General features: G+C 64.6%; 20 protein-coding genes. 11 read left to right on the top strand and 9 right to left on the bottom strand.

The features are described from left to right. The first annotated feature begins 1 nt into the window (after position 1). Positions 2–301 (top strand): hypothetical protein, encoded by a 300-nt coding sequence (locus tag IAG25_RS16910; protein WP_187605876.1) that lies wholly within the window; start codon positions 2–4, stop codon positions 299–301. A gap of 136 nt (positions 302–437) precedes the next feature. On the opposite strand, the gene IAG25_RS16905 is transcribed toward IAG25_RS16910, so the two are convergent. From IAG25_RS16905 to IAG25_RS16895, 3 genes are all read right to left on the bottom strand, one after another. Then, positions 438–1,754 carry an MFS transporter gene (locus IAG25_RS16905; protein ID WP_187605875.1) on the bottom strand — a complete coding sequence of 439 codons (1,317 nt, stop codon included), beginning with the start codon at positions 1,752–1,754 and terminating at the stop codon, positions 438–440. A gap of 178 nt (positions 1,755–1,932) precedes the next feature. Then, on the bottom strand, positions 1,933–2,709 hold the full coding sequence (locus IAG25_RS16900; protein ID WP_035503154.1) for an SDR family oxidoreductase: 777 nt from the start codon (positions 2,707–2,709) through the stop codon (positions 1,933–1,935). A gap of 11 nt (positions 2,710–2,720) precedes the next feature. Beyond that, positions 2,721–4,160 carry an aldehyde dehydrogenase family protein gene (locus IAG25_RS16895; RefSeq protein ID WP_187605874.1) on the bottom strand — a complete coding sequence of 480 codons (1,440 nt, stop codon included), beginning with the start codon at positions 4,158–4,160 and terminating at the stop codon, positions 2,721–2,723. Between the two features lie 218 nt (positions 4,161–4,378). Here IAG25_RS16895 and ppa point away from each other — a divergent pair, with 218 nt between their 5' ends. Continuing rightward, a complete protein-coding gene (gene ppa / locus IAG25_RS16890) occupies positions 4,379–4,906 on the top strand; it encodes an inorganic diphosphatase (RefSeq protein ID WP_187605873.1) in 528 nt (175 codons plus the stop codon). Between the two features lie 51 nt (positions 4,907–4,957). On the opposite strand, the gene IAG25_RS16885 is transcribed toward ppa, so the two are convergent. Further along, positions 4,958–5,251 (bottom strand): GIY-YIG nuclease family protein, encoded by a 294-nt coding sequence (locus IAG25_RS16885; protein ID WP_035503311.1) that lies wholly within the window; start codon positions 5,249–5,251, stop codon positions 4,958–4,960. A 170-nt stretch (positions 5,252–5,421) separates the two neighbouring features. Here IAG25_RS16885 and IAG25_RS16880 point away from each other — a divergent pair, with 170 nt between their 5' ends. The 5 genes from IAG25_RS16880 to IAG25_RS16860 all read left to right on the top strand — a co-directional run bounded on the left by IAG25_RS16880 (position 5,422) and on the right by IAG25_RS16860 (position 12,664). Continuing rightward, on the top strand, positions 5,422–6,564 hold the full coding sequence (locus IAG25_RS16880) for a GNAT family N-acetyltransferase (protein ID WP_187605872.1): 1,143 nt from the start codon (positions 5,422–5,424) through the stop codon (positions 6,562–6,564). Between the two features lie 56 nt (positions 6,565–6,620). Continuing rightward, positions 6,621–8,675 (top strand): NAD(+) synthase, encoded by a 2,055-nt coding sequence (locus IAG25_RS16875; RefSeq protein ID WP_187605871.1) that lies wholly within the window; start codon positions 6,621–6,623, stop codon positions 8,673–8,675. Between the two features lie 138 nt (positions 8,676–8,813). Then, positions 8,814–9,152, top strand: coding sequence for a P-II family nitrogen regulator (glnK, locus tag IAG25_RS16870; protein WP_008342452.1), 339 nt, complete (start codon positions 8,814–8,816; stop codon positions 9,150–9,152). A 186-nt stretch (positions 9,153–9,338) separates the two neighbouring features. Beyond that, a complete protein-coding gene (locus tag IAG25_RS16865; protein ID WP_187605870.1) occupies positions 9,339–11,096 on the top strand; it encodes a cation:proton antiporter in 1,758 nt (585 codons plus the stop codon). Between the two features lie 161 nt (positions 11,097–11,257). Beyond that, positions 11,258–12,664, top strand: a complete 1,407-nt coding sequence (locus IAG25_RS16860; RefSeq protein ID WP_187605869.1) for a gamma-glutamyl-gamma-aminobutyrate hydrolase family protein — start codon at positions 11,258–11,260, stop codon at positions 12,662–12,664. Between the two features lie 65 nt (positions 12,665–12,729). Here the strand turns inward: IAG25_RS16860 and IAG25_RS16855 are convergent, their stop codons facing one another. The 3 genes from IAG25_RS16855 to IAG25_RS16845 all read right to left on the bottom strand — a co-directional run bounded on the left by IAG25_RS16855 (position 12,730) and on the right by IAG25_RS16845 (position 15,216). Further along, entirely contained in the window at positions 12,730–13,464 is a 735-nt protein-coding gene (locus tag IAG25_RS16855) for a DUF2968 domain-containing protein (RefSeq protein WP_187605868.1), read from the bottom strand. A 53-nt stretch (positions 13,465–13,517) separates the two neighbouring features. Then, a complete protein-coding gene (locus IAG25_RS16850; RefSeq protein WP_187605867.1) occupies positions 13,518–14,492 on the bottom strand; it encodes a hypothetical protein in 975 nt (324 codons plus the stop codon). Between the two features lie 211 nt (positions 14,493–14,703). Beyond that, positions 14,704–15,216 (bottom strand): GNAT family N-acetyltransferase, encoded by a 513-nt coding sequence (locus IAG25_RS16845; RefSeq protein WP_187605866.1) that lies wholly within the window; start codon positions 15,214–15,216, stop codon positions 14,704–14,706. Between the two features lie 207 nt (positions 15,217–15,423). Between IAG25_RS16845 and IAG25_RS16840 the strand changes: the two genes are divergently transcribed. Beyond that, the gene (locus tag IAG25_RS16840) at positions 15,424–16,719 is read left to right on the top strand and encodes an MFS transporter (RefSeq protein ID WP_035503173.1); all 1,296 of its coding nucleotides are present in this window, start codon (positions 15,424–15,426) and stop codon (positions 16,717–16,719) included. A gap of 45 nt (positions 16,720–16,764) precedes the next feature. On the opposite strand, the gene IAG25_RS16835 is transcribed toward IAG25_RS16840, so the two are convergent. After that, a complete protein-coding gene (locus IAG25_RS16835) occupies positions 16,765–18,624 on the bottom strand; it encodes a tetratricopeptide repeat protein (RefSeq protein ID WP_187605865.1) in 1,860 nt (619 codons plus the stop codon). 123 nt (positions 18,625–18,747) lie between these two features. Between IAG25_RS16835 and IAG25_RS16830 the strand changes: the two genes are divergently transcribed. The 3 genes from IAG25_RS16830 (at position 18,748) to IAG25_RS16820 (ending at position 21,964) form a co-directional block, all read left to right on the top strand. Then, positions 18,748–19,107, top strand: a complete 360-nt coding sequence (locus IAG25_RS16830) for an ArsR/SmtB family transcription factor (protein WP_187605864.1) — start codon at positions 18,748–18,750, stop codon at positions 19,105–19,107. 25 nt (positions 19,108–19,132) lie between these two features. After that, positions 19,133–20,146 carry a cation diffusion facilitator family transporter gene (locus tag IAG25_RS16825; RefSeq protein WP_187605863.1) on the top strand — a complete coding sequence of 338 codons (1,014 nt, stop codon included), beginning with the start codon at positions 19,133–19,135 and terminating at the stop codon, positions 20,144–20,146. A gap of 81 nt (positions 20,147–20,227) precedes the next feature. Then, positions 20,228–21,964 (top strand): FAD-dependent monooxygenase, encoded by a 1,737-nt coding sequence (locus tag IAG25_RS16820; RefSeq protein ID WP_187605862.1) that lies wholly within the window; start codon positions 20,228–20,230, stop codon positions 21,962–21,964. A 44-nt stretch (positions 21,965–22,008) separates the two neighbouring features. Here IAG25_RS16820 and IAG25_RS16815 read toward each other — a convergent pair whose 3' ends face one another. Beyond that, on the bottom strand, positions 22,009–22,254 hold the full coding sequence (locus IAG25_RS16815; protein WP_187605861.1) for a formate dehydrogenase subunit delta: 246 nt from the start codon (positions 22,252–22,254) through the stop codon (positions 22,009–22,011).

Below are 22,254 nucleotides of genomic sequence, written 5' to 3'. Positions count from 1 at the left end.
AATGACTAAACCCCCGCGAGCAGCGATTTTTTTCTACGATGAAGACTCCCAAGAATTCAAAGTCTGCAACGTTCAGCGATCGCAAGTGCAGGCGTTGATCGATCGCGCGATGGCCATGCCCGTATTACTTGAGGAGCAGAACACGCCGAATGCAGCGATCACCGACGAGGATGCGCGCCGGCTAGGCGGAATGTTGATGCTGATGCAGGGGACCACGAACCCTGACCTCCGCGAGCGATTCAAATTCACCACGGAACGGCCGATGAATTGGGAGTCCGCCAACCGCGGCGAGCAAGGTTGAGAAGTGAAGTCCGGCACATGGTTGCGCCGGACTCAGGTCTGTATCTTTCTTGGAGGCGCGACGCCCGCGCAATGCGGGCGAAGAGTTCGGCAGCGTTGACAAGCGCAATGCCGTCAATGCCGCCTTTCGAAAGACTCTATCGATTCACCATCCGCGCCGGCACGCTCAACGCGAGCACGGCACCAAGCACGAGAAACCCTGCAAGCATATACATGCCGCTCGCGGTAGAAGCGGTCACTTGCTTGAGCCATCCAACGAGATAAGGACTCAAAAACCCGGCCAAGTTACCCAAAGAATTGATCATCGCAATCCCCGCCGCCGCACCGGTACCGGCGAGAAATGCCGTCGGCAGACTCCAGAACAACGGCAGCGTGGTGAGAATACCCATCGTCGCAAGCGTGAGGCCGATCATCGCGAGCGTCGTGTTCGACGACCACACCACCGACAGCACCAGCCCGATCGCACCGATGAACGCCGGAATCGCGATATGCCAGCGACGCTCGCCGGTCCGGTCCGCGCTGCGCGCCGCATACAGCATGCCGATCACCGCCGCGCCATACGGAATCGCGGACAGCAGACCGACCTGCAACGCATCGGAGACGCCCATCGACTTGATGATCGTCGGCAGCCAGAAGCTCACGCCGTAAAGTCCCATCACGAACGAGAAGTAGATGAGGCTCATCAACCAGACCTTCGGGCTCGACAGAATCTTGCCAAGCGAATGATCTTCCTTCGCGACGTTATCCGCCACGATATTGCGCTCGAGCAACTCGCGTTCTTCCTGCGTGAGCCACTTGGCTTTCGCGATGCGGTCATCGAGCAGCGCAAACACGAAGAAACCCACGATGATCGACGGAATGCCTTCAAGCAACAGTAGCCATTGCCAGCCATGCCAGCCGTGCACGCCGTCGAAGGTCTTCATGATCCAGCCGCTGATCGGGCCGCCGATCAGACCGGACAACGCGATGGCCGTCATGAAGAGCGTCGTCATGCGCCCGCGCCTGCGCGCGGGAAACCAGTACGTCAGATAAAGAATGATGCCGGGGAAGAAGCCCGCTTCGGCCGCGCCGAGCAGAAAGCGCATCACGTAGAACATCGTCGGCGTGGTGATGAACATCGTGAGCGCCGAGATGATGCCCCACGAAATCATGATCCGCGCAATCCACACGCGCGCGCCCACGCGATGCAGGATCACGTTGCTCGGTATCTCGAAGATGAAATAGCCGAAGAAGAAAATGCCCGCGCCGAAGCCATACACGGCGTCCGAGAGTTGCAGGTCGGCGGCCATCTGCAGTTTTGCGAAGCCGACGTTCACGCGGTCCAGATACGCGACCACATAGCAGATCAGAAGAAGCGGCGAGAGCCGCCACGCGACCTTGCGATACGTCGCCTCCTCGAAGGCCGATGGCACGCCCGCGCCGGGGCGGGGCATGGGATTGGCGGTGCTGGCCATGTTGCTTGTCTCCTCTAGTTTTTAGCGGTCCGGGTCGAGCGGATGGGCCCGCTCGCGATTACAGACGCGTAAGGATTCTAGCCCGTCGGCATTCACGCCAAGCGCTTGTTCTTGCTAGGGAAAGCACGGATGTTTGGGCGCACGCCGCATTCGTCGCGCGGCGTGCGCCTGGCATCGCTCAGACGCAGCGCCCGCCGTCCACTTCGAGCGCGACGCCGGTGATGAACTCGGCATCGTCGGAGGCGAGATAGAGCGCCGCGTTGGCGATGTCCTGCGGCGTCGAGAGGCGGCCGAGCGGAATCGTCGCGAGGAACTTCCGGCGATTCTCGGGCGTGTCTTCCATGCCCATGAACTCGGAGAGCAGGGCGGTTTCGCCCATCACCGGATTGATGCAGTTCACGCGGATGCGGTCCGGGCCCAGTTCGACCGCGAGCGCCTTGCTCGCGATGATGACCGCCGCCTTGCTGCCGTTGTACCAGACGAGTCCGGGACGCGGCCGCACGCCCGCCGTCGATGCGATATTGATGAACGCGCCGCCGCCCTGCTCGCGGAAATACGGCACGAACTGCTCGACGCTCCAGTAGATGCTCTTCACGTTCACCGCGTACACGCGGTCGAATTCGGCTTCGGTCACGTCGAGCACGGGTTTGTTGCGATGAGTCGTGCCCGCATTGTTGACGACGACCTGCACGCTGCCGAAGTCCTGGATGGCCGCATCGAAGAGCGTTTGCCAGTCGGCGCGCTTCGTGACGTCGCCCGCCACGGCGATCGCGCGCCCGTGCTTCACTTCCGCCGACGACGCGAGCGCGATCTCGCTCGCCACGCGTTCGGCGGCCGGGCCGTTGAGATCGTTGACGACGACGTTCGCGCCCTCGCGCGCGAAGGTCTTCGCGATGCCTTCGCCGAATCCCGAACCGCCGCCCGTCACGATCACCGTCTTGCCTTGCAGTCGCATATCGTCTCCCGTTATCCGTGTTTGATGGCAATGGTTTTCAACGTCGTGAAGCCGTACAGCGCCTCGAATCCTTTCTCGCGTCCATGTCCGGAATGCTTCACGCCGCCGAACGGCAATTCGATGCCGCCGCCCGCGCCGTAGTTGTTGATGAACACCTGCCCCGAGCGCACGCGGCGCGCGAGGCGCATCTGCCGCGCGCCGTCGCGTGTCCAGATGCCGGCCACGAGGCCGTAGTCGGTGCCATTGGCGAGTTTCAGTGCTTCGGCTTCGTCGTCGAAGGGCATCGCGGCGAGCACCGGACCGAACACTTCCTCGCGCGCGAGACGGTGCGTCGGCGGGACATCGCGCAGCAACGTGGGCGCCTGATAGAAGCCCGCTTCGGGCGCATCGCCGACGACTTCGCCGTGCGCGGCCATCGGGATACCGTCGTGCTGGGCATCGGACAGGAAGTCCCACACGCGCTGCTGCTGCTTCGCGCTGATGAGCGGGCCGCAGTCGAGATCGAGCTTGCTCGGGCCGACCTTCAGCGCCGCGAACGCCTGCGACAGGCGCTCGATAAGCGGCTCGTAGGCCGCGCGCTCGATCAGCACGCGGCTGCCCGCCGAGCACGTCTGCCCCGCGTTCTGCACGATCGCGGCGACGAGCACGGGCAGCGCGGCGTCGAAGTCGGCATCGGCGAACACGATTTGCGGCGACTTGCCGCCCAGTTCCAGCGTCACGGGGACGTGGTTATCGGCGGCCATCTTGGTGACGGCCGCGCCCGTCGCGGGGGAGCCCGTGAACGAGATGTGATCGATGCCCGGATGCCGCGCGAGCGCCGCGCCCGCTTCGTGGCCGTAGCCGGTGACGATATTGAGCGCGCCGTCGGGCAGGCCCGCTTCCGCCGCCAGTTCTGCAATGCGCAACAGCGACAGGCACGCGTCTTCGGCAGGCTTCGCGACGCACGCATTGCCGGTCGCGAGCGCGGCGCCGACGCTGCGTCCGAAAATCTGCAGCGGATAGTTCCACGGCACGATATGGCCCGTCACGCCGTGCGGCTCGCGGATCGTGAGCACGGTGTAGCCGGATTGATAGGGCAGGGTTTCGCCGTGCAGCTTGTCGGCGGCGCCCGCGTAGAACTCGAAGTAGCGCGCGATGCCGGCGGCGTCGGCGCGTGCCTGCTTCAGCGGCTTGCCGGTGTCGCGCGCCTCGATCTGCGCGATGTCCTCGTGGCACGCGGCGATCAGCATCGACAGGCGCGCGAGAATGCGTCCGCGCTCGACGGCGCTCATCGCGCCCCATTCGCCTTCGAATGCGACGCGGGCGGCGGCCACCGCGCGGTCGATATCGGCCGACGTGCCGCGCGCGATCTGCGCGAAAATCTGCCCGTCCGATGGATCGACGACGGGAATCGTCTCGTTGCCCGATGGCGCGACCCATCGGTTATTGATGAAATGCTTCGCGTCTTCCATGCATGTCTCCTGAATACGGGTTTTTGTTGCCGGAATTCGATGCCGCTTCCGATTATCGCGCCAACGCCCGCCCCGCGCCGTGCGTGCAAAGGACGCGCAAACCGATTGGCTATAATGACGCAATCACGCATCTACGCGCGCGAGGGCCGCGGCGGTTCGCGAATGACCGTCCGCCCGTGCGATTCCATCTCCGACCTCAACTTCTCCAGAGAGTGCTCATGAGCTTCAACAACGTACCTCCCGGCAAGGATCTCCCGCAGGATTTCAACGTCATCATCGAGATTCCCGCGCAGAGCGATCCGGTCAAATACGAAGCGGACAAGGACATGGGCCTGCTGGTCGTCGACCGCTTCATCGGCACCGGCATGCGCTATCCCGCCAACTACGGCTTCGTTCCGCAGACGCTCTCCGGCGACGGCGATCCGGTCGACGTGCTCGTCATCACGCCGTTCCCGCTGCTGGCAGGCTCGGTCGTGCGCGCGCGTGCGCTCGGCATGCTGCAGATGACCGATGAATCCGGCGTGGACGCGAAGCTCGTCGCCGTGCCGCACGACAAGATCTGCCCGATGACGGCGAACATCAAGTCGATCGACGACGTGCCCGAATATCTGAAAGACCAGATCAAGCACTTCTTCGAGAACTACAAGTCGCTCGAAAAGGGCAAGTGGGTGAAGGTCGAGGGCTGGGCGGGCATCGACGCCGCGCACAAGGAAATCTCGGAAGGCGTCGCGAACTTCAAGAAGTAAGCGCGCTTTTTGACGAAACGCCGCCGCGTTGCCGAAACGCGGCGGCGTTTTTTATTCTTCTTCGCTTGCCTCGATCCGGGGCAGCAACGATTCGAGCGTCCGCTCTCCCGCGATCAACGCGCGCTTCTGCTGCGCGGTCAGTCGCTTCACGCGATATTCGGCGCGCAACGCCTCCGATCTCCCCGCCAGTTCGAACGACGCGAGCACACGCAGCGGCTTTCTTGCGCGTGTATAGCGCGCGCCCTTGCCGCTCGCATGCGCGCAGAAGCGCGCTTCGACGTCCGTCGCGATGCCCGTGTAGAGGCTGCCGTCGGCGCATTCGATCAGATAGAGGAACCACGGCATCGCGTTTCGTCGGCGCTCGATGAAAGATTTGCCGCGCATTATCGCCGAAAGCACCGCGTCGGGGCGCTTTTGTCCGCTTCGGCGTGCCGCAGCGACTTGCGCGAGAATAGCCGCTTTCGGGCGCGGCTTTGCACGGCTCGCGCTCATCGATATTTCAGCGAGGTAGCCTGTTGAATCGCGAGGTCGAAATTCATGTGGTCGATGCGCTGGACGAAATTCCGGCCGACGACTGGAACCGGCTCGCCGGCGATAACCCGTTCGTGCGTCACGCGTTTCTCTCGGCGTTGCAGGAGACCGGGTGCGCCGTCAAGCGCACCGGCTGGCGCGCGCATCATCTGGTATTGAAGCGCGGCGGCGAGTTCGCTGGCGCGATGCCGCTCTATCTGAAGTCGCATTCGCGCGGCGAGTATGTGTTCGACCACGCGTGGGCCGACGCCTTCGAGCGCCACGGCCTGCGCTACTACCCGAAGGCGCTGTCCGCCGTGCCGTTCTCGCCGGTGACGGGCCCGCGCCTCATCGCCGCGCATCACGAGGATCGCGTATTGCTCGCGCGTGGGGCCATCGAACTGACGCGGCGTCTCGAACTTTCGTCGCTTCATGTGCTGTTTCCGCACGCGCAGGATGTCGCGGCGCTGACGGACGCGGGCTACATGCTGCGCGAAGGCGTGCAGTTCCACTGGGAAAACCTGCCCGGCGACGGCTACGAAAACTTCGACGCCTTTCTCGCGACGATGAGTCACGACAAGCGCAAGAAGGTGAAGCAGGACCGCCGGCGCGTGACGGAAGCGGGCGTGACGTACACGTGGCTGCGCGGCAAGGAGATCGACGAAAGCGCGCTCGACTTCTTCTACGATTGCTACGACAACACGTATCGCGAGCACTGGAACGCGCCGTATCTTTCGCGGGAGTTCTTCGGCCGGATTCACGCGGATGCGCCCGACAGCATGTTGCTCGTGATCGCCGAAGCAGACGGCGCGCGGCTCGCGTGCGCGCTCAACATGATCGGCGGCGACACGATGTACGGCCGTTACTGGGGCACGCGCGAGTTCATCTCGGGGCTGCACTTCGAGACGTGCTACATGCAGGGCATCGCGTACTGCATCGAACATGGGCTCGCGCGTTTCGAGGGCGGCGCGCAGGGCGTGCACAAGATGTCGCGCGGTCTCCTGCCGACGCCGACATGGTCCGCGCACTGGATCGCCGATCAGCGCTTCGCGCACGCGATCGCCGAGTTTCTCGACGCCGAGACGCAGGCGATGGATCAGCATATCGAGGAACTCGAAGCGCATACGCCGTTCAGGAAGAAAACCTGATGCGATAATCGACGAGACTTCTCGTTGCAACACGCGCACGCACATCCATCCCGACCATGAGCAGAAACTTCTTCAACCTGTACAGCCACGACTTCGCGCGCGTCGCGGTGGGCGTTCCGTCCTGCAAGGTGGCCGATCCCGCGTTCAACGCGGCGCAGACGATCGAACTGGCGAGAGAGGCGGCCGCGCGCGGCGCGGTTCTCGTCGCGTTTCCCGAGCTCGGCATTTCCGCCTACACCTGCGACGATCTCTTCCATCAGCGCGCCTTGCTCGATGCCTGCGAAGACGCGCTGCAAAGCATTCTGGATGCGTCGAAGGGATTGAATATCGCGATGATCGTCGGCGCGCCGATCAAGACGGAGCACAAGCTGTTCAACTGCGCGATCGTCATCGCCGACGGTTTCATTCGCGGCGTCGTGCCGAAGAGCTATCTGCCGAACTACGGCGAGTTTTACGAGGCGCGTCAGTTCAGCCCCGCCGATGCCGCCGCGACGAACTCGCTCACGCTCTGCGGTCAGGATGTGCCGTTCGGTGCATCGCTGCTGTTTCAGATCAGGGACCTGCCGCTCTTCAGATTCCACGTCGAGATTTGCGAGGACGTGTGGGTGCCGATTCCGCCGTCGTCGTTCGCGGCGCTCGCCGGCGCCACGGTGCTCGTGAATCTGTCGGCGTCGAATATCGTCGTGGGCAAGTCGGCGTATCGGCATCAACTCGTCGGGCAGCAGTCGGCGCGTTGCGTCGCGGCGTATCTGTACACGTCGGCGGGCAATGGCGAATCGTCCACCGATCTCGCCTGGGACGGGCAGGGCCTCATCTACGAGAACGGCGAGATGCTCGCGGAGTCCGAGCGCTTCTCGGACCGGTCGCACCTGATCTTCGCCGATGTCGATCTCGAACGGCTCTCGCGCGAGCGCATGCGGCAAACCACGTTCGGCCGATCGACGCATCGGCACGCAAGCGAAGTGGAACAGTTCGATGTCGTCGAGTTTCCGCTGACGGTTCCCGCCGACGGCAAGCTGCCGCTCGAACGCCGCGTCGCGCGCTTTCCCTACGTGCCCGCCGACGCCGCGCGCCGCGACGAACGATGCAACGAGGTCTACAACATCCAGGTGCAGGCGCTGTTGCAGCGGCTGCAATCGTCGGGGATGTCGAAGGTCGTCATCGGCATTTCGGGCGGGCTCGACTCGACGCATGCGCTGCTCGTGTGCGCGAAGGCGATGGATCGGCTCGGACTGCCGCGCTCGAACATCCTCGCCTACACGATGCCGGGTTTCGCGACCAGCGATCGCACGCTGCGCCAGGCGCGAGAACTGATGGAAGTCGTCGGCTGCACGGCGAGCGAGATCGACATCCGGCCGAGCTGCATGCAGATGCTGACGGACATCGGTCATCCGCACAGTTCGGGTGCCGAGCAGTACGACATCACGTACGAGAACGTTCAGGCCGGCGAACGCACGAGCCACCTGTTCCGGCTCGCGAACCTCAACAACGCGATCGTCATCGGGACGGGCGATCTGAGCGAGCTCGCACTTGGTTGGTGCACCTACGGAGTGGGCGATCACATGTCCCACTACAACGTCAACGCGAGCGTGCCGAAGACACTGATCACGCATCTGGTGCGCTGGGTCGCGGAGTCGGGGCAGATCGGCGGCACCGGAACCGACGTGCTCGAAAACGTGCTGAGCACCGACATCAGTCCGGAACTCATTCCCGGCAAGACGAGCGGCGTGGTCGAGCAGAAAACGGAGAGCGTCATCGGTCCGTACGAACTGCAGGACTTCAATCTCTACTACACGCTGCGCTTCGGCTTTGCACCAACGAAGGTCGCGTTCCTCGCGCTGCATGCATGGCGCGATCGCGATGCGGGCGCGTGGCCCGAAGGTCCGACGGTCGCGCGGAATCAATACGACCTCGGCGAGATCCGCAAGAATCTGCGGATCTTTCTGGATCGATTCTTCCGCACGAGCCAGTTCAAGCGCTCATGCATACCGAACGCGCCGAAGGTCGGCTCGGGCGGCTCGCTTTCGCCGCGTGGCGACTGGCGCGCGCCGAGCGACGGACAGGCGACGGTGTGGCTCAAGGACCTCGAACGCGTCCCTGAGAAAGAGTGATATCGCTCGTTACCGGACACCTCGCGATTTTCCGGACCGCTTGCGAGATGAAACGCGGCTAGAATCGAAAACATCTGCCCCACGCGGGGCACGACGTTTTTTCGAACCCCTTGAATCGATCTTTACGCGAGGCACGCCATGAAACGCATCACCGCCATCATCAAACCGTTCAAGCTCGACGAAGTCCGCGAAGCGCTCGCCGAAGTGGGGCTCACGGGCCTCACGGTCACGGAAGTGAAGGGCTTTGGCCGCCAGAAGGGGCATACCGAGCTTTATCGTGGTGCAGAGTATGTCGTCGACTTCCTGCCGAAGGTGAAGATCGAAGTCGTCGTCGCGAACGATCAAACCGATCAGGTCATCGATGCGATCATCGGGGCCGCGCGCACCGGAAAGATCGGCGACGGCAAGATCTTCGTCGCCGATGTCGAGCGCGTGATCCGTATCCGCACCGGCGAGGAAAACGAAGCGGCGGTCTGAGCGCCGCGATTTCGTTTTTGCCGATCCGGCCCGCCGTTCGCGCGGGCCTTTTTCCTTCGTCCCTCGATTCGCGCATGCACCAGCGCGATGCCCGTTTTTTTCGCGCGTATTCATCGGCCGACCTCGGATTGCCCCGTCCGTGCGGTAACATCGAATTCCGGTTATTTCTTTGTAAGGAATCGTTTGATGCATCACGCGATCGGCTTCATTCAGGATCTTGCGGTAATCATGGCCATCGCGGGCGTCGTGACGGTGCTGTTTCATCGTCTGAGGCAGCCGGTCGTGCTGGGCTATATCGCCGCGGGCGTGATCATCGGGCCGTACACGCCGCCGTTCAATCTCATTCACGACGAAGTGACGATCCAGACGCTCGGCGAACTGGGCGTCGTATTCCTGATGTTCTCGCTCGGGCTCGAATTCAGCCTGCGCAAGCTCTTCAAGGTCGGCGCGACGGCTATCGTCGCGGCGCTGTCGGAAATCGTGCTGATGATCTGGGTCGGCTACGAGATCGGGCGATGGTTCGGCTGGAACGCGATGGATTCGCTCTTTCTCGGCGCGATGCTCGCGATCTCGTCGACGACGATCATCGTGAAGGCGCTTTCCGAGCTCGGCATGAAGAGCGAGAACTTCGCGCAGATCGTGTTCGGCATTCTGATCGTCGAGGATATTCTCGCGATCGCGATGCTCGTGCTGCTCTCCGGCATCGCGCAGACGGGTTCGGTGAGCGCGGGCGTCGCGGCCGTCACGCTCGGCAAGCTGCTGCTCTTCATGACGGTTTCGCTCGTCGTCGGCATTCTGACGGTGCCGCGCGCGCTCAATTACGTGGCGCGCGCAAAGAGCGACGAGATGCTGCTCGTCACCGTGCTCGGCTTCTGCTTCGGCTTCTGTCTGCTCGTCGTGAAGCTCGACTATTCCATCGCGCTCGGCGCGTTCCTGATCGGCGCGATCATGGCGGAGTCGAAGCATCTCGCGCGCATCGAGCATCTGATCGCGCCCGTGCGCGACATGTTCTCGGCGATCTTCTTCGTGACCATCGGGCTCTTGCTGAATCCGGCCGTGCTCGTCGATTACGCGTGGCCGATCGCCGTCATCACCTTCGCCGTCGTGCTCGGCAAGATCGTCTCGTGCGGGCTCGGCACGTTCCTCGCTGGCAAGGACGGACGCACGTCGATGCGCGTCGGCATGAGCGTCTCGCAGATCGGCGAGTTCTCGTTCATCATCGCGTCGCTCGGGCTGTCGCTCAAGGTCACGAGCAGCTTTCTCTATCCGATCGCGGTGGCCGTGTCCGCGCTCACGACGCTCTTCACGCCGTATCTGATCCGCGCCGCCGATCCGCTCACGATGCGCCTCGCCCGCGCGATGCCCGCGCCGCTCGCGCATACCTTCGGCCTCTACTCGCAGTGGCTCGCGAGCCTCACGCCCGTCTCCGGCGGACCGACGCTCTTCTCGATGACCCGGCGCATCGTTGTGCAGATCGCGGTGAATCTCGCGCTCGTCGCGGCGATCTTTCTCGGCGCGTCGTATTCGGCGCCGTTCGCGTCGGGCTATCTCGCGCGCTGGCTCGATACCGACAACGCGCAACGCGTCGTGCTGTGGAGCGCGGCGCTCGTGGTCGCGCTGCCGTTTCTGGTCGCGGTGTATCGCAAGCTCGAATCGCTCGCGCTGCTGCTCGCCGAAGTGAGCGTGCAGCCGGCGAAAGCGGGGCGCTTCACGCGCGCGATCCGCTCGGCGATCTCCGGGCTGATTCCGATCGTCGCGATGTTCGGCGTCTTTCTGCTCGTCGCGGCGCTCTCGGGCGGCATCCTGCCGCCGTTCGGCCTGATGGTCGGCGTGCTGCTGTGCGCGGCGCTCCTGCTCACCGTGCTGTGGCGCTGGTGCGTGAAAATCCACGCGACGATGCAGATCGCCTTGCGCGAGACTTTCGAGGAACCGCGCGATCATTAAGGCTTGCTTCACGGGATAGCCCTGACAGCGGCTCATCGCGGGTTCCCGCGATAATGTGAGCCAATGTGACCAAATGTGTGCTGGTTTGCCCCGTGCTGGTCTGAGGCGGATAATTGGAATTTGTGCATTCTCCATATGGCGTTCAAGCGCCTGAATCCGGAATGAGCGATAACAAAACGTCCAACGACGCAAGCAGCACCGACGCGCGCCGCACCGGCGCCGACTCTCAAGCCGCGCCGCGAAGCGCGAATCCCACGGCATCGCCCGAAGCGGCGGCAGCCGCCGCCGCGCCCGGCCCGCAGGCGAGCGCGACCGAGCGGGCATCGACGGATGCGCCTTCGAGCGCATCGAACGTCGAACCGGTGGATACCGCGCAGGCCCGGCGCGACGAAGCGCAGCAGGCCTCCCGTGAAGGGCGTGCAGCGGCGGCGAGCGCGACTGCCGCGCAGGAAGCCGCGGTGCGCGAACAGCAGCGCGCATCCGGCAAACCCAGAGCGAGTCTCGCCGAGAATCTCGAAGCCGCGACCGAAGCGGAAGCCGCGAGCACGGCCAGCGCGCAATCCGCTTCATCCGATTCCCCGAGTGGCCGCGCGACCGTCCTGCCGCCCGAATTCGCGGAAGCGCCGGACTTCGGCAAGCTCAATCCGCCGCCGCTGCCCTTGCACGAGCAGGCGGCAGCGCCGGCACAGCCCGCGTATCTCAAGCACTCGGACTCTGCGTGGTCGGTGTTCGGCCGGATCGTCGCGGCGCGTGCGCGTCAGATTTTCGATCGCGCGGGTCAGCGCATTACGCAGCGCACGTTGCGCATTGGCGTGTCGGCGCGCATCTTTCATCCCGAGCCGGGTGCGAAAGGGCTGCGCGGCAAGACGCTGCAATACCTCGAAGAATCGATCGCGCATTGGGTCATGTCGCGCGATGTGCTCGTGTTCATGATCCCGACGGTCGGCCACCAGGGCATGCTGCATCCGAGCAACATTCGTTTGCGCGACTATGCGAAGCATCTCGACGGCCTCTTGCTGCAAGGCGGCGCCGACGTCTCTCCGCAGTCCTACGAGGAAGCGACGACGCGTCCCGAATGGCCGGGCGACCGCGTGCGCGACATGTACGAACTGGAACTGCTGCACGAGTTCGTCGAGTCGGGCAAGCCCGTGCTCGGCGTGTGCCGCGGCTGTCAGCTGATTAACGTGGCGTTCGGCGGCACGCTTTACGGCGATATCGCGACCGATGTGCCGACGGCAGGCCTTCACGTCAGCGAGCATTACGACCAGCATCGCCATTCGATCCGCTTCCCCGATGGTTCGACGCTCGTCAACATGTTCCCGAACCAGCGCGAGGCGATCGTCAACTCGATCCACCATCAGGCGGTGAAATCGATCGGGCGCGATCTGAACATCGAAGCGGTGTCGGCTTCGGACGGGATCATCGAGGCGGTGCGCTACCGGAAGGCGCCGTTCGTCGTCGGCGTGCAGTGGCACCCGGAGTTTCATCGGGCGGGCGGCGCGGAGCTGCTCGATTGCACGCCCTTGCTCGATACGTTCCTGCGCGTCGCGCGAGAAACGCGCTTCTGAGTCGAAGCGCTTTCGCACGTCGCAAAGCAAAAGGCCCGCTCGATTCGAGCGGGCCTTTTTCGTTTTCAGCGCGATGGCGTCACGCTCACCGGCGCGAGTCCCGCTTCCGTCTGCTTCTGAAGCTGTTCGACCTGCATCTGCAGCGCGCGCAGCTTGCGCTCGGCATCCAGCTTGTCCGTTTGCAGTACGGCGGATTCGGCCTGCAGTTGCTGCTGACGCTGCGACACTTGCGAATCCTGCTGCTGCGCGAGCTGGAGGTCGGCGGTGAGACGGTTGGCCCGATCGGCCGATTTCGCGATCACACGATCGAGCAGCGCCTTCTGTGCCTGCAATTGCGTGCGGCGGATTTCGCCATCGGCGAGTTCGAAGCTCTTGCGCGAGAACTGTGCGTAGATCGATTCGGCGCGGACCGTGTCCTGCGTTTTGACGACGCGCCACCAGCGCGCGTCCTGCGAGAGCGCGACGTAGTACACCATCTCTTGCGCGAGGAAGAAAAGCTTTGCGCCGTAGCTGCCGTTGCGCGTGGCGCGCAACTCCGTGAGGCTTCCGGCTTGCACGAGGTTCTGCAACTCGGCGATATTGCCTTCGACGCGCGGCGCGTTCGAATCGGCGTTCAGATCGGACAGGTCCACGAGCGCGGCCTGTGCGGGCTCGTTTGTCGTGGCCGCAGGCTGAACTGTTTTCGCGGCGGCTTGCGCCGTCGCGGGCGCCGCGAATGTGTTCGTGAACGGCACAAACAGGCCGCAGAAGGACAGGGCGAGCGTGAGCGTCGCGTAACGGAGGTAACTGAGTTGCGTCATGTTGGCGTCGTGACCGGAATGGTTGATCGGGCTGGCGGTGCGTATTGCGCTGGTCAGCGCGTGCCATTGGCAGCGCCGCGGCCGGACGAGGCCGCGTTGCTGTCGAGGGTCGGTGAGTGCTGGAGCATCGAGGAGAGCGTGGCCGGGTCCATCGACAAGGAAGCCTTCGACGGTCCGCTCGCGATTTTTTCAGCCGATGCTGCGCGCACGCGCCGCGGCGCCGCCGGTTTCACGACGCGCTCGCTGGTTGCTTGAGCGACATGTGCGGCGCGCTTCGTGTGGGGTGTCAGCACGGCTTTTACCCGGGCGATGTGCTTGCGGTCTTCCGCTGGCGCGACGACATGCACAGGTGCCTCTTCCGGCTCGATTGCGGCGGATGCAACTTCGGTTTTGGTCGCGGCCGAATCGAAAGTCTCGATGGCGTGGCTGTCCGCGCTTGGCGGCGTGGCGACTGCTGGCGGCATCGGTGTTTCCGATTCCTGCTCGACCCGCGCTGCCTGGCCGGTAGGCGCTGCCGGCTGGGCCGGCTGCGTGCGAGTCGCGGTTTTTTCGGCCGGCGCGGGGGGCGTGACGCTTCGCGAGACCGGTGTATGAGCGAACAGCATCCATACGATGAGCACGCCGCAAGCAGCCGCGATGGCGCCGACGACCAGCTTGCCGAAGCCATGTCCGCGAGCGTGCGCCGGTGCATTGACCGTCAGATGAACGGGTTCGGCGCGGGTTTCGTCGGCATCGTCCTGAGCGTTCGAGCCTTGCGTCAGGTTCAGCATCGCGCGCGGTATGTCTTCCTTGGCGAAGATGCCCCACAGGCTCGTCGCGCGATAAGGCGAATGGATGTCGGACAGACTGAGAGCCGGCACATAGGCCGTGACGAGGCGCGCCGCGAAGAGCGCGAATTCTGACGGCGTTTGAACGGGGCGCGAGCGCGCAGGCGACCACTCGAATCCGAAGTTCAAGGACGGCTCCGTCAGCGCGCGCAGCGTCGGCAGACGCAGATTGCCTTCCACTAAGATCAAGGGTTCGGACATGAAGATTCCACATGCATGCGCCCGGGCGCGGGCAAACGAGACGGCCCGCACGGACCATCGTGGCGCATGGAGATAGCGCCGCGGGTTCGGCGCGAGATGGCCAGAATTTCGACCCGCGATCATACGAAACCGTTATGTGCCCGGCGACCAGAAAATTCCTATTGTCTATTTTTGACAGGAATGCTTATTGACCAACTTGATCTTCTTGTGATTAGTCGAGCGGAAACACGTAGCGCAATGAGAAGACGTCGATGCCGCCCACGTGGTCCGCTTCGCGTTCGGCGCACTTCCAGCCACGCGATTCATAGAAGCCGATCGCCGCGGCGTTCTGTTCGAGCACCGAGAGATACAGTTGCCGCGCGCCGCGCGAGCGAGCCCAGCGCGCGGCCTCGTCGAGCATCACGGTGCCCGTGCCGAGGCCGCGATGTCCCGGCATCGCGTGAAGATTGTCGACGAGCACGCTGCCGGTCTCGTCCGGTTCGACGAGACAAATGAAGCCGACCGGTTCCCCTTCGTATTCCGCGATGAACACGCTCGCCGCCCCCGCCGCGACATCCTTCATGCGCGTATTCCAGTGAGCGACGCGCTCGCCTTGCAAATCGCGATCGAGATAAGTGTCCGGCAGGATGCCGCGATACGCCGATGCCCAGCTTCGCGTATGCATCGATGCGATGAGCGCGGTGTCGTCCACAGTCGCCGCGCGCAACGTGATTTTCGGAGTCATGTTTGTTCGTATGTCAGCTTGGAGTTAGGTGAATGTAACCGTATTTTAAGGTTGTTTGACGTGATGTTGCGCGAAGTTATGTGCAGTCATGGGCGGTGCGGCGTTAAGATTGAGGGCGTTGCGTTTACAAAAAACGAAAGAGACCCCGCTTCAGTCGCTGTGCGTTCGCGCAGAACTGAAGTGCGCCCCTAGTTCCCCGAGAAAGTCATGTCCACGACCCACATCGCACCAGCCAACGAATCCAAGTTCAAGTCGGTATTTCGCGTCGTCAGCGGAAACTTCCTTGAAATGTACGACTTCATGGTCTACGGCTATTACGCTTCAGCGATCGCCAAGACCTATTTTCCGAGCGGCGACGAGTTCGCGTCGCTGATGCTCGCGCTGTCCGTCTTCGGCGCGGGCTTCCTGATGCGGCCGGTCGGCGCCATCGTGCTCGGCGCCTACATCGACCATCACGGGCGACGCAAAGGCCTGATCCTCACGCTCGGGCTGATGGCGGTCGGCACCGCGTGCGTCGCGCTGGTGCCGGGCTACGCGACCATCGGTGCGCTCGCGCCGATCATCGTGCTGGGCGGACGATTGCTGCAAGGCTTCTCGGCCGGCGTGGAACTGGGCGGCGTGTCGGTGTATCTGTCGGAGATCGCGACCAAGGGCAACAAGGGCTTTTATTGTTCCTGGCAGTCCGGCAGCCAGCAAGTCGCGGTCGTTTTCGCGGCGCTGATCGGCGTGATCATGAACCGCCTCTTGCCGCCCGAGCAGATGACCGCCTGGGGCTGGCGCGTGCCGTTCCTGATCGGCTGCCTGATCGTGCCGTTCCTCTTCATCATCCGCCGCTCGCTGCGTGAAACCGACGAGTTCCTCGCGAGAAAGCATCGGCCGAGCATGGGCGAGATTGCGCGCTCGATCGCGCAGAACTGGGGCATCGTGATCGCCGGGATGGGCATGGTCATCATGACGACCGTGTCGTTCTACATGATCACCGCGTACACGCCGACCTTCGGCAAGGAAGTGCTGAAGCTCTCCGCCACCGATGCGCTCGTCGTCACGGTGTGCGTCGGCCTCTCGAATCTGATCTGGTTGCCGTTGATGGGCGCGGTGTCGGATCGGGTGGGGCGCCGTCCGGTGCTGCTCGTGTTCACGATCCTCACCATTCTCACGTCGTATCCGGTGGTGCAATGGCTGGTCGCGGATCCGTCGTTCGCGCGCCTCTTGATGTGCGAACTGTGGCTTTCGTTCCTGTACGGCAGCTACAACGGCGCGATGGTGGTCGCGCTGACAGAAGTGATGCCCGTCGATGTGCGCACGACCGGATTCTCGATGGCCTATAGCCTCGCGACGACCATCGGCGGCTTCACCCCGGCGATCTCGACGTACCTGATCCACGCAACCGGCAACAAGGCCGCGCCCGGCCTGTGGATGGGCCTGGCGGCGATCTGCGGGTTGATCGCGACGCTCGTGCTGTATCGCTCGCCCGAGGCGCGCAATCAGTACAAGACGGCCTGACGTAAGCAAGAGGTCGAAAAAAATCCCCGCTTCGACGGGGATTTTTTATGCGGGCAGCAAAGCCAGCGCCGCTGCCGTAGCCTCGATGACGTCGCGCCATCGGCCCGGCGCGCGCTGTCGCACGAGCCGCGCCTGCGGATACCACGCGTTGTCGGCGGTGTCGACGCCCCAGCGCCAGTCGGCGGCGAAAGGCAGCATCACCCAGAGCGGCTTGCCGAGCGCGCCGGCGAGGTGCGCGACGGACGTATCGACGGAGACGACGGCGTCCAGCCGATCGACGATCGCGCCCGTATCGGCGAAATTCTCGAGGCGGCCGTCCAGCGTGTGAATCGACCTCGCGTTCGGATGCGCGCGCAACATGTCACGCTCGCGGCCGGTGATGAACGGCTGGAGCACGATCCAGTCGACGTCTTCGAGCGCGAAAAGCGGCGCAAGCTCACTGACCGGCACCGAGCGCGTCTCGCCTGGCTGCATCCGCCCGGACCACGCGATGCCGATCTTGCGCCGCTCCTGCCCGCCGATCGAGCCGCGCCACTTGCGCCGGTAATCGGCGGGCACGACGAGATAGGGCGCGCGCGCCGGAATCGCTTCGGGCGAAGTCATGCCGAGCGCGAGCGGCAGGCTGAGCAGCGGGCAGTAAGCGTCCGCGTGCGCCGGGACGCCGTCCGACTTGCTCTTCAGCTCGACACGCGCGGCTTGCGCGGCCGGTGCGAGCAGCGGCACGAGCGCCGGCTGCACTTCGAGCACCAGTTTGCCGACGAGCTTCGCCGCGAACGGCACGAAGCGCGCGAACTGCAAGGTGTCGCCAAAACCCTGCTCGGCGCGCACGAGCAGCGTGCGGCCCGGCATCGGCTCGCCATTCCAGCGCGGCAGGCGCGGCGCGGGTTCGCTGCCGGGCGTCTGCAGACGCCATTCGTAGGCAGGCAGACCGCGTGCGTAGTCGCCGGTCGTGAGCAGGGCGAGCGCGCGGTTCAGATGCGCGGCGGGCATCGAAGGATCGATGCGCAATGCTTCATCGAACGCGCGCAGCGCCGCGCGATGTGCGCCGAGCGCCAGATGCGCGTTGCCGAGGCAGAGCCACGCGACGCCATATTTCGGATCGAGTCCCACCGCGCGTTCGAAATTCGGCACCGCTTCGGCGTGACGGCCGAGCTTGGCGAGCGCGTGAGCGAGCCCGAAGTATCCCGGCGCGAAATGCGGCTGCAACGCGACGGCCTTTCGCAGCACGGGCAGCGCGTCCTCGGGATGGCCGTTCGTATCGAGCAGATTGCCGAGATTGAAATGCGCGGCGACGTAATTCGGTTCGGCCTCGAGCGCGGCGCGAAAGTGCGAGATCGCGCCGAGCGTGTCGCCGAGCGCGTTGAGCGCCATGCCGAGATTGTTGTGCGCGCCGGCATGGCGCGGGCGCAGCGCGAGCGTGCGCTTGAACGCGTGCGCGGCGTCCTTGAAGCGGCGCAGCGCGGAGAGCGCGTTGCCGAAGTTGTTCCATGCGGCCGGATCGTTGGGCTGCAGGCGCAATGCCTTCTCGAAGGCATCGGCGGCGTCTTCGTGGCGGCCGGCCGCCGTGTAGGCGTTACCGAGGTTGTACTGCGCGAGCGGAAAGCCCGGCGCGAGCGTCAGCGCGTTGCGAAAGCGCTCGATCGCGTCGTCCAGACGGCCGAGCGCCTTCAGCGCGTTGCCGAGGTTGAGCTGCAGGCCGGCATCGCCCGGACGCAGGTCCACGGCGCGGCCCACGAGCTCGGCCGCCTCCGCGTGCTGCCCCTGTTGATGGCGCAGCACGCCGAGGTAATGCAGCGCGTCGACGTGACGAGGTTCGGCGGTGAGCGCGGCCTGATAGTCGCGCTCCGCGTCGGTCAGGCGGCCATCGCGATGGGCCGCGAAACCGCGGGCGAATACGGTGTCCATGACAGGGAAGACTTCTGGCCGGGAAAAGCAAACCCCGCATTTTCCCACACCGGCGCCGCTCTTCCGGAGAAGCGCGGTTGACATGTTGCGGCGATGGCACTTAACATGTGAACACCTATTCATATGTTAGCGACGATTGTGGCTTCCGATCCGTCCACCACCGCCAGTCCGATCACGTCCGATGACCGCGTCGTGCCGCTCGCCGACCTGTTCCGCCTGCTCGGCGACCCGACGCGCCTGCGCATCGTGCTCGCGTGCGTCGAACAGCGGCGCGCGGTCGGTGCGATCGCGGAGCTGCTCGGGCTGTCGGCGTCGCTCGTGAGCCATCACCTGCGGCTCCTGCGCGCGGCGCGCATCGTGCGGGCCGCGCGCCAGGGCAAGCAGGTGTTCTACGTGGCGGCGGACCGTCACATCAGCGCGATGCTGGGCGAGCTGCTGGAGCACATCGCGGAACCGCAAGCCGACGCCCCCGACATCGAATGACCGCCACCGAATCGCGAGTACGCCCATGAGCACGCATCAGCACGCAGAACACGAGCAACACGAACATCACGAAGGCCACGAAGGCCACGCGCACAGTCACGAGCACGGGCATTCGCACGGCCACGGCGGGCATGGTCATCACCATCACGGCGCGCCGCAGGAAGGGCAGGGCCGAACGTTCGCGCTTGCGGTCGGCCTGAACGTGGTGATCGTGATCGTGCAGGCCGTCTACGGCTTTCTCGCGCATTCGACCGCGCTGCTCGCCGATGCCGGCCACAACCTCTCCGACGTGCTCGGTCTCCTGCTCGCATGGGGCGCCGTGTGGCTCGGCAAGCGCCAGCCCAACTCGCGCTATACGTTCGGCATGGGCAGTTCGTCGATCCTGGCGTCGCTCGCCAACGCGGCGCTGCTGCTCTTCGCGTGCGGCGCGATCGTGCTCGAAGCGATTCAGCGCCTGCTCAATCCGGCGCCCGTCGCGGGGCTCGACGTGTTCATCGTCGCGACGCTCGGCATGATCGTGAACGGCTTCTCCGCGTGGCTCTTCATGCGCGGCAGCAAGGAAGACCTCAACGTGCGCGGCGCGTTTCTGCACATGGCCGCCGATGCAGCCATCTCCGCCGCCGTCGCGGTCAGCGGTCTCATCATCCTGTTCACGGGCGCGAGCTGGCTCGATCCTTTGATGAGCCTGATCGTCGTGTCGGTGATTGTCTACGGCACGTGGGGCCTTGGGCGCGACGCGATGCGCCTCGCGATGGCCGCCGTTCCGTCGTCGGTCGACATGCCGCGCGTCGAGCAATATCTGAAGCAACTGCCCGGCGTACGCGATGTGCACGACCTGCACGTGTGGGCGCTCTCGACGACCGAAAACGCGCTCACGGTCCATCTCGTGATACCCGAGGGCCATCCCGGCGACGCCTTCGTGCAGGGCGTCGTCACGACGCTGCGCCGCGAATATTCGATGCATCACGCGACCGTGCAGGTGGAGTTCGGCGAGGCCTGCCACGCGTGCGTGCTCAGCGAACGCGGGCACGCGCACTGAGTCCGGTGCGGCCGGCGCGCATGCTAAAAGCGGAGGGTACGGGCGTACACTAGACGCCGTGACGTTTTGGGGGAGGACTGCATGTTCGCGCCAAAGCTGAATCCGAACGACAAGCTGGATGTGGCGCCCGTTCTGATCGTAGGCGCCGGTCCGACGGGCCTCGCCGCCGCGATGAGTCTCGCGCGCGCGCACATCCCGGTCAGGCTCGTCGACAAGGCGCGCGAGCCGTCGCCGTATTCACGCGCGATCGGCATTCAGGCGCGCACGCTCGAACTCTTCGAGCAGCATCGCGTGGTCAAGCCGTTTCTCGAACTCGGCCATCGCGCGCGCGTCGCGAATCTCTATTCGAACGGGCAGCGCCTCGCGCGCCTCGACTTCGATCCTTTGCAGACGCGTTATCCGTATCTGCTCTTTCTTGAGCAGTCGCAAACCGAACGCTTGCTCGCGGAGCATCTGGCGACTCAACATGTCGATGTCGAGCGCGGCGTCGAAGTGGTCGATGTCTCGCAGGGCTCGGCAGGCTTGCAGGCGAGGCTGCGTCATCCGAACGGACGCGATGAATTGTTGCGGCCTTCGTATCTGATCGCCGCGGACGGCGCGCACAGTTTCGTGCGGCATCGGCTGGGCATCGGTTTCGACGGCAAGACGTTCGATCAAACGTATCTGCTCGCCGATCTCCAGGCCGACTCCGACTGGCCCGACGACGAATTTCACATCTTCGCGTCGGGCGAGGGGCTCGCTGCGCTCTTCCCGATGGGCGGCGACCGCGCGCGCCTGATCGCGGACATGCCGGCGCCGGCCGCGAACGCCGTCAATGCGGCTGGAACGAAAACCGGCCCGACGCTCGATGAATGCCGCGCGCTCGTCGAGCGGCGCGTGCATCACAAGATCGCGCTGTCGAACCTGACGTGGTCGTCGTACTTTCACCTGAACAGCCGCATGGTCGACAAGCTGCGCATGGAGCGCGTGTTCCTCGCGGGCGATTCGGCGCACGTGCATAGTCCCGCTGGCGCGCAGGGCATGAACACCGGCATTCAGGAGGCGTTCAATCTCGGCTGGAAAATCGCGCGCATGCTCGCGGGCGGCGCGCCCGAGCGGCTGCTCGACAGCTATCACACGGAGCGGCATCCGATCGAGCGCGACGTGCTGCGCCAGACCAGCATGCTCACGCAGATGGCCGGCGCCGAGCACGGCCCGATGAAGCTGATGCGCGAGCATGTGATGCCCGCTCTCGCCGCGATCGGCCCGTTGCGCGACGCGATGCGGCGCACGGTGAGCGAGCTGTCGATCAACTATCGCAAGAGCCCGCTTACGCTGGAGCGTCTGCTCGACGGCGGCCCGCGTGCGGGCGAGCGCGCGCCCGATGCACGCGTGCATGTCATCGACGGGCCGCTCGGAAGGCTGCCCGGCGTCGGCTGTCTCTACGATCTGCACGATCCCGGTTGCTTCTCGCTCTTTCTGCTTCTGAATCCGTCGGGCGAGGACGACATCGCGCTTGCGCCCGCGACCATCACCGTCGCGCACGCGATGCGCGACCCGGACCTCGACGGCTTCGTGAAAGCCCTCGAAAACATCATGCCGAACGCGGTGCGCGTCTGGCGCATCACCGATACGCGCGGCGAGGGCGCTAATTCGCTCACCGACAATTACGGCCGCACGCGTCCGGCGTTCTATCTCGTGCGTCCCGATGGTTATATCGCCGCGCGCGGGCGCGCGCCATCGGATGTGCATGGGTTGCTGCGTCACTGCGAGACGTGGTTCGGCGCGCAGGACACGAGCACCGAGCGGCAGCCGGAACGCGAATATCGCGAGGATTAAAAAAGCCCTGCGGTGCAGGGCTTGGGTCCGTATCGCGAACGACGTCAGGCGGTCGCTGTCTTCGGCTGCAGATCCGCCTTATGCAGATTGAGCGCCTCGCGCAGGATCGGCTCCATCGACGCGCTCGCCTCCGGATCGTCGAGCGCGGCGAGAATCGCGAGCCGCATGCGCGGTTCCCAGAAGCGGCGAATGTGATCCGCGATGCTGTCGATGGCTTCGGCGCGGTCCGGCATCGAATCGAAGAATTCGCCGATGCGGTTCGCCATCTCGATCAGGTTATCGACGTCCAT

This window comes from Caballeronia sp. EK (assembly GCF_014384845.1).
Taxonomy (GTDB): Bacteria; Pseudomonadota; Gammaproteobacteria; order Burkholderiales; family Burkholderiaceae; genus Caballeronia; species Caballeronia jiangsuensis.
The sequence above is the reverse complement of the archived record's forward strand: the minus strand, read 5'-3'. Positions and strand labels throughout refer to the sequence as shown.

What these genes read in the sequence shown, in the direction of transcription:
- IAG25_RS16895 (WP_187605874.1), bottom strand. Translation starts at nt 4,160, where the DNA reads ATGGAAGACGCGAAGCATTTCATCAATAACCGATGGGTCGCGCCATCG.
- IAG25_RS16840 (WP_035503173.1), top strand. Translation starts at nt 15,424, where the DNA reads ATGTCCACGACCCACATCGCACCAGCCAACGAATCCAAGTTCAAGTCG.
- IAG25_RS16855 (WP_187605868.1), bottom strand. Translation starts at nt 13,464, where the DNA reads ATGACGCAACTCAGTTACCTCCGTTACGCGACGCTCACGCTCGCCCTG.
- IAG25_RS16845 (WP_187605866.1), bottom strand. Translation starts at nt 15,216, where the DNA reads ATGACTCCGAAAATCACGTTGCGCGCGGCGACTGTGGACGACACCGCG.
- IAG25_RS16835 (WP_187605865.1), bottom strand. Translation starts at nt 18,624, where the DNA reads ATGGACACCGTATTCGCCCGCGGTTTCGCGGCCCATCGCGATGGCCGC.
- IAG25_RS16850 (WP_187605867.1), bottom strand. Translation starts at nt 14,492, where the DNA reads ATGTCCGAACCCTTGATCTTAGTGGAAGGCAATCTGCGTCTGCCGACG.
- IAG25_RS16885 (WP_035503311.1), bottom strand. Translation starts at nt 5,251, where the DNA reads ATGCCGTGGTTCCTCTATCTGATCGAATGCGCCGACGGCAGCCTCTAC.
- IAG25_RS16910 (WP_187605876.1), top strand. Translation starts at nt 2, where the DNA reads ATGACTAAACCCCCGCGAGCAGCGATTTTTTTCTACGATGAAGACTCC.
- IAG25_RS16820 (WP_187605862.1), top strand. Translation starts at nt 20,228, where the DNA reads ATGTTCGCGCCAAAGCTGAATCCGAACGACAAGCTGGATGTGGCGCCC.
- IAG25_RS16830 (WP_187605864.1), top strand. Translation starts at nt 18,748, where the DNA reads ATGTTAGCGACGATTGTGGCTTCCGATCCGTCCACCACCGCCAGTCCG.
- IAG25_RS16905 (WP_187605875.1), bottom strand. Translation starts at nt 1,754, where the DNA reads ATGGCCAGCACCGCCAATCCCATGCCCCGCCCCGGCGCGGGCGTGCCA.
- IAG25_RS16875 (WP_187605871.1), top strand. Translation starts at nt 6,621, where the DNA reads ATGAGCAGAAACTTCTTCAACCTGTACAGCCACGACTTCGCGCGCGTC.
- IAG25_RS16865 (WP_187605870.1), top strand. Translation starts at nt 9,339, where the DNA reads ATGCATCACGCGATCGGCTTCATTCAGGATCTTGCGGTAATCATGGCC.
- ppa (WP_187605873.1), top strand. Translation starts at nt 4,379, where the DNA reads ATGAGCTTCAACAACGTACCTCCCGGCAAGGATCTCCCGCAGGATTTC.
- IAG25_RS16900 (WP_035503154.1), bottom strand. Translation starts at nt 2,709, where the DNA reads ATGCGACTGCAAGGCAAGACGGTGATCGTGACGGGCGGCGGTTCGGGA.
- IAG25_RS16825 (WP_187605863.1), top strand. Translation starts at nt 19,133, where the DNA reads ATGAGCACGCATCAGCACGCAGAACACGAGCAACACGAACATCACGAA.
- IAG25_RS16860 (WP_187605869.1), top strand. Translation starts at nt 11,258, where the DNA reads ATGAGCGATAACAAAACGTCCAACGACGCAAGCAGCACCGACGCGCGC.
- glnK (WP_008342452.1), top strand. Translation starts at nt 8,814, where the DNA reads ATGAAACGCATCACCGCCATCATCAAACCGTTCAAGCTCGACGAAGTC.
- IAG25_RS16815 (WP_187605861.1), bottom strand. Translation starts at nt 22,254, where the DNA reads ATGGACGTCGATAACCTGATCGAGATGGCGAACCGCATCGGCGAATTC.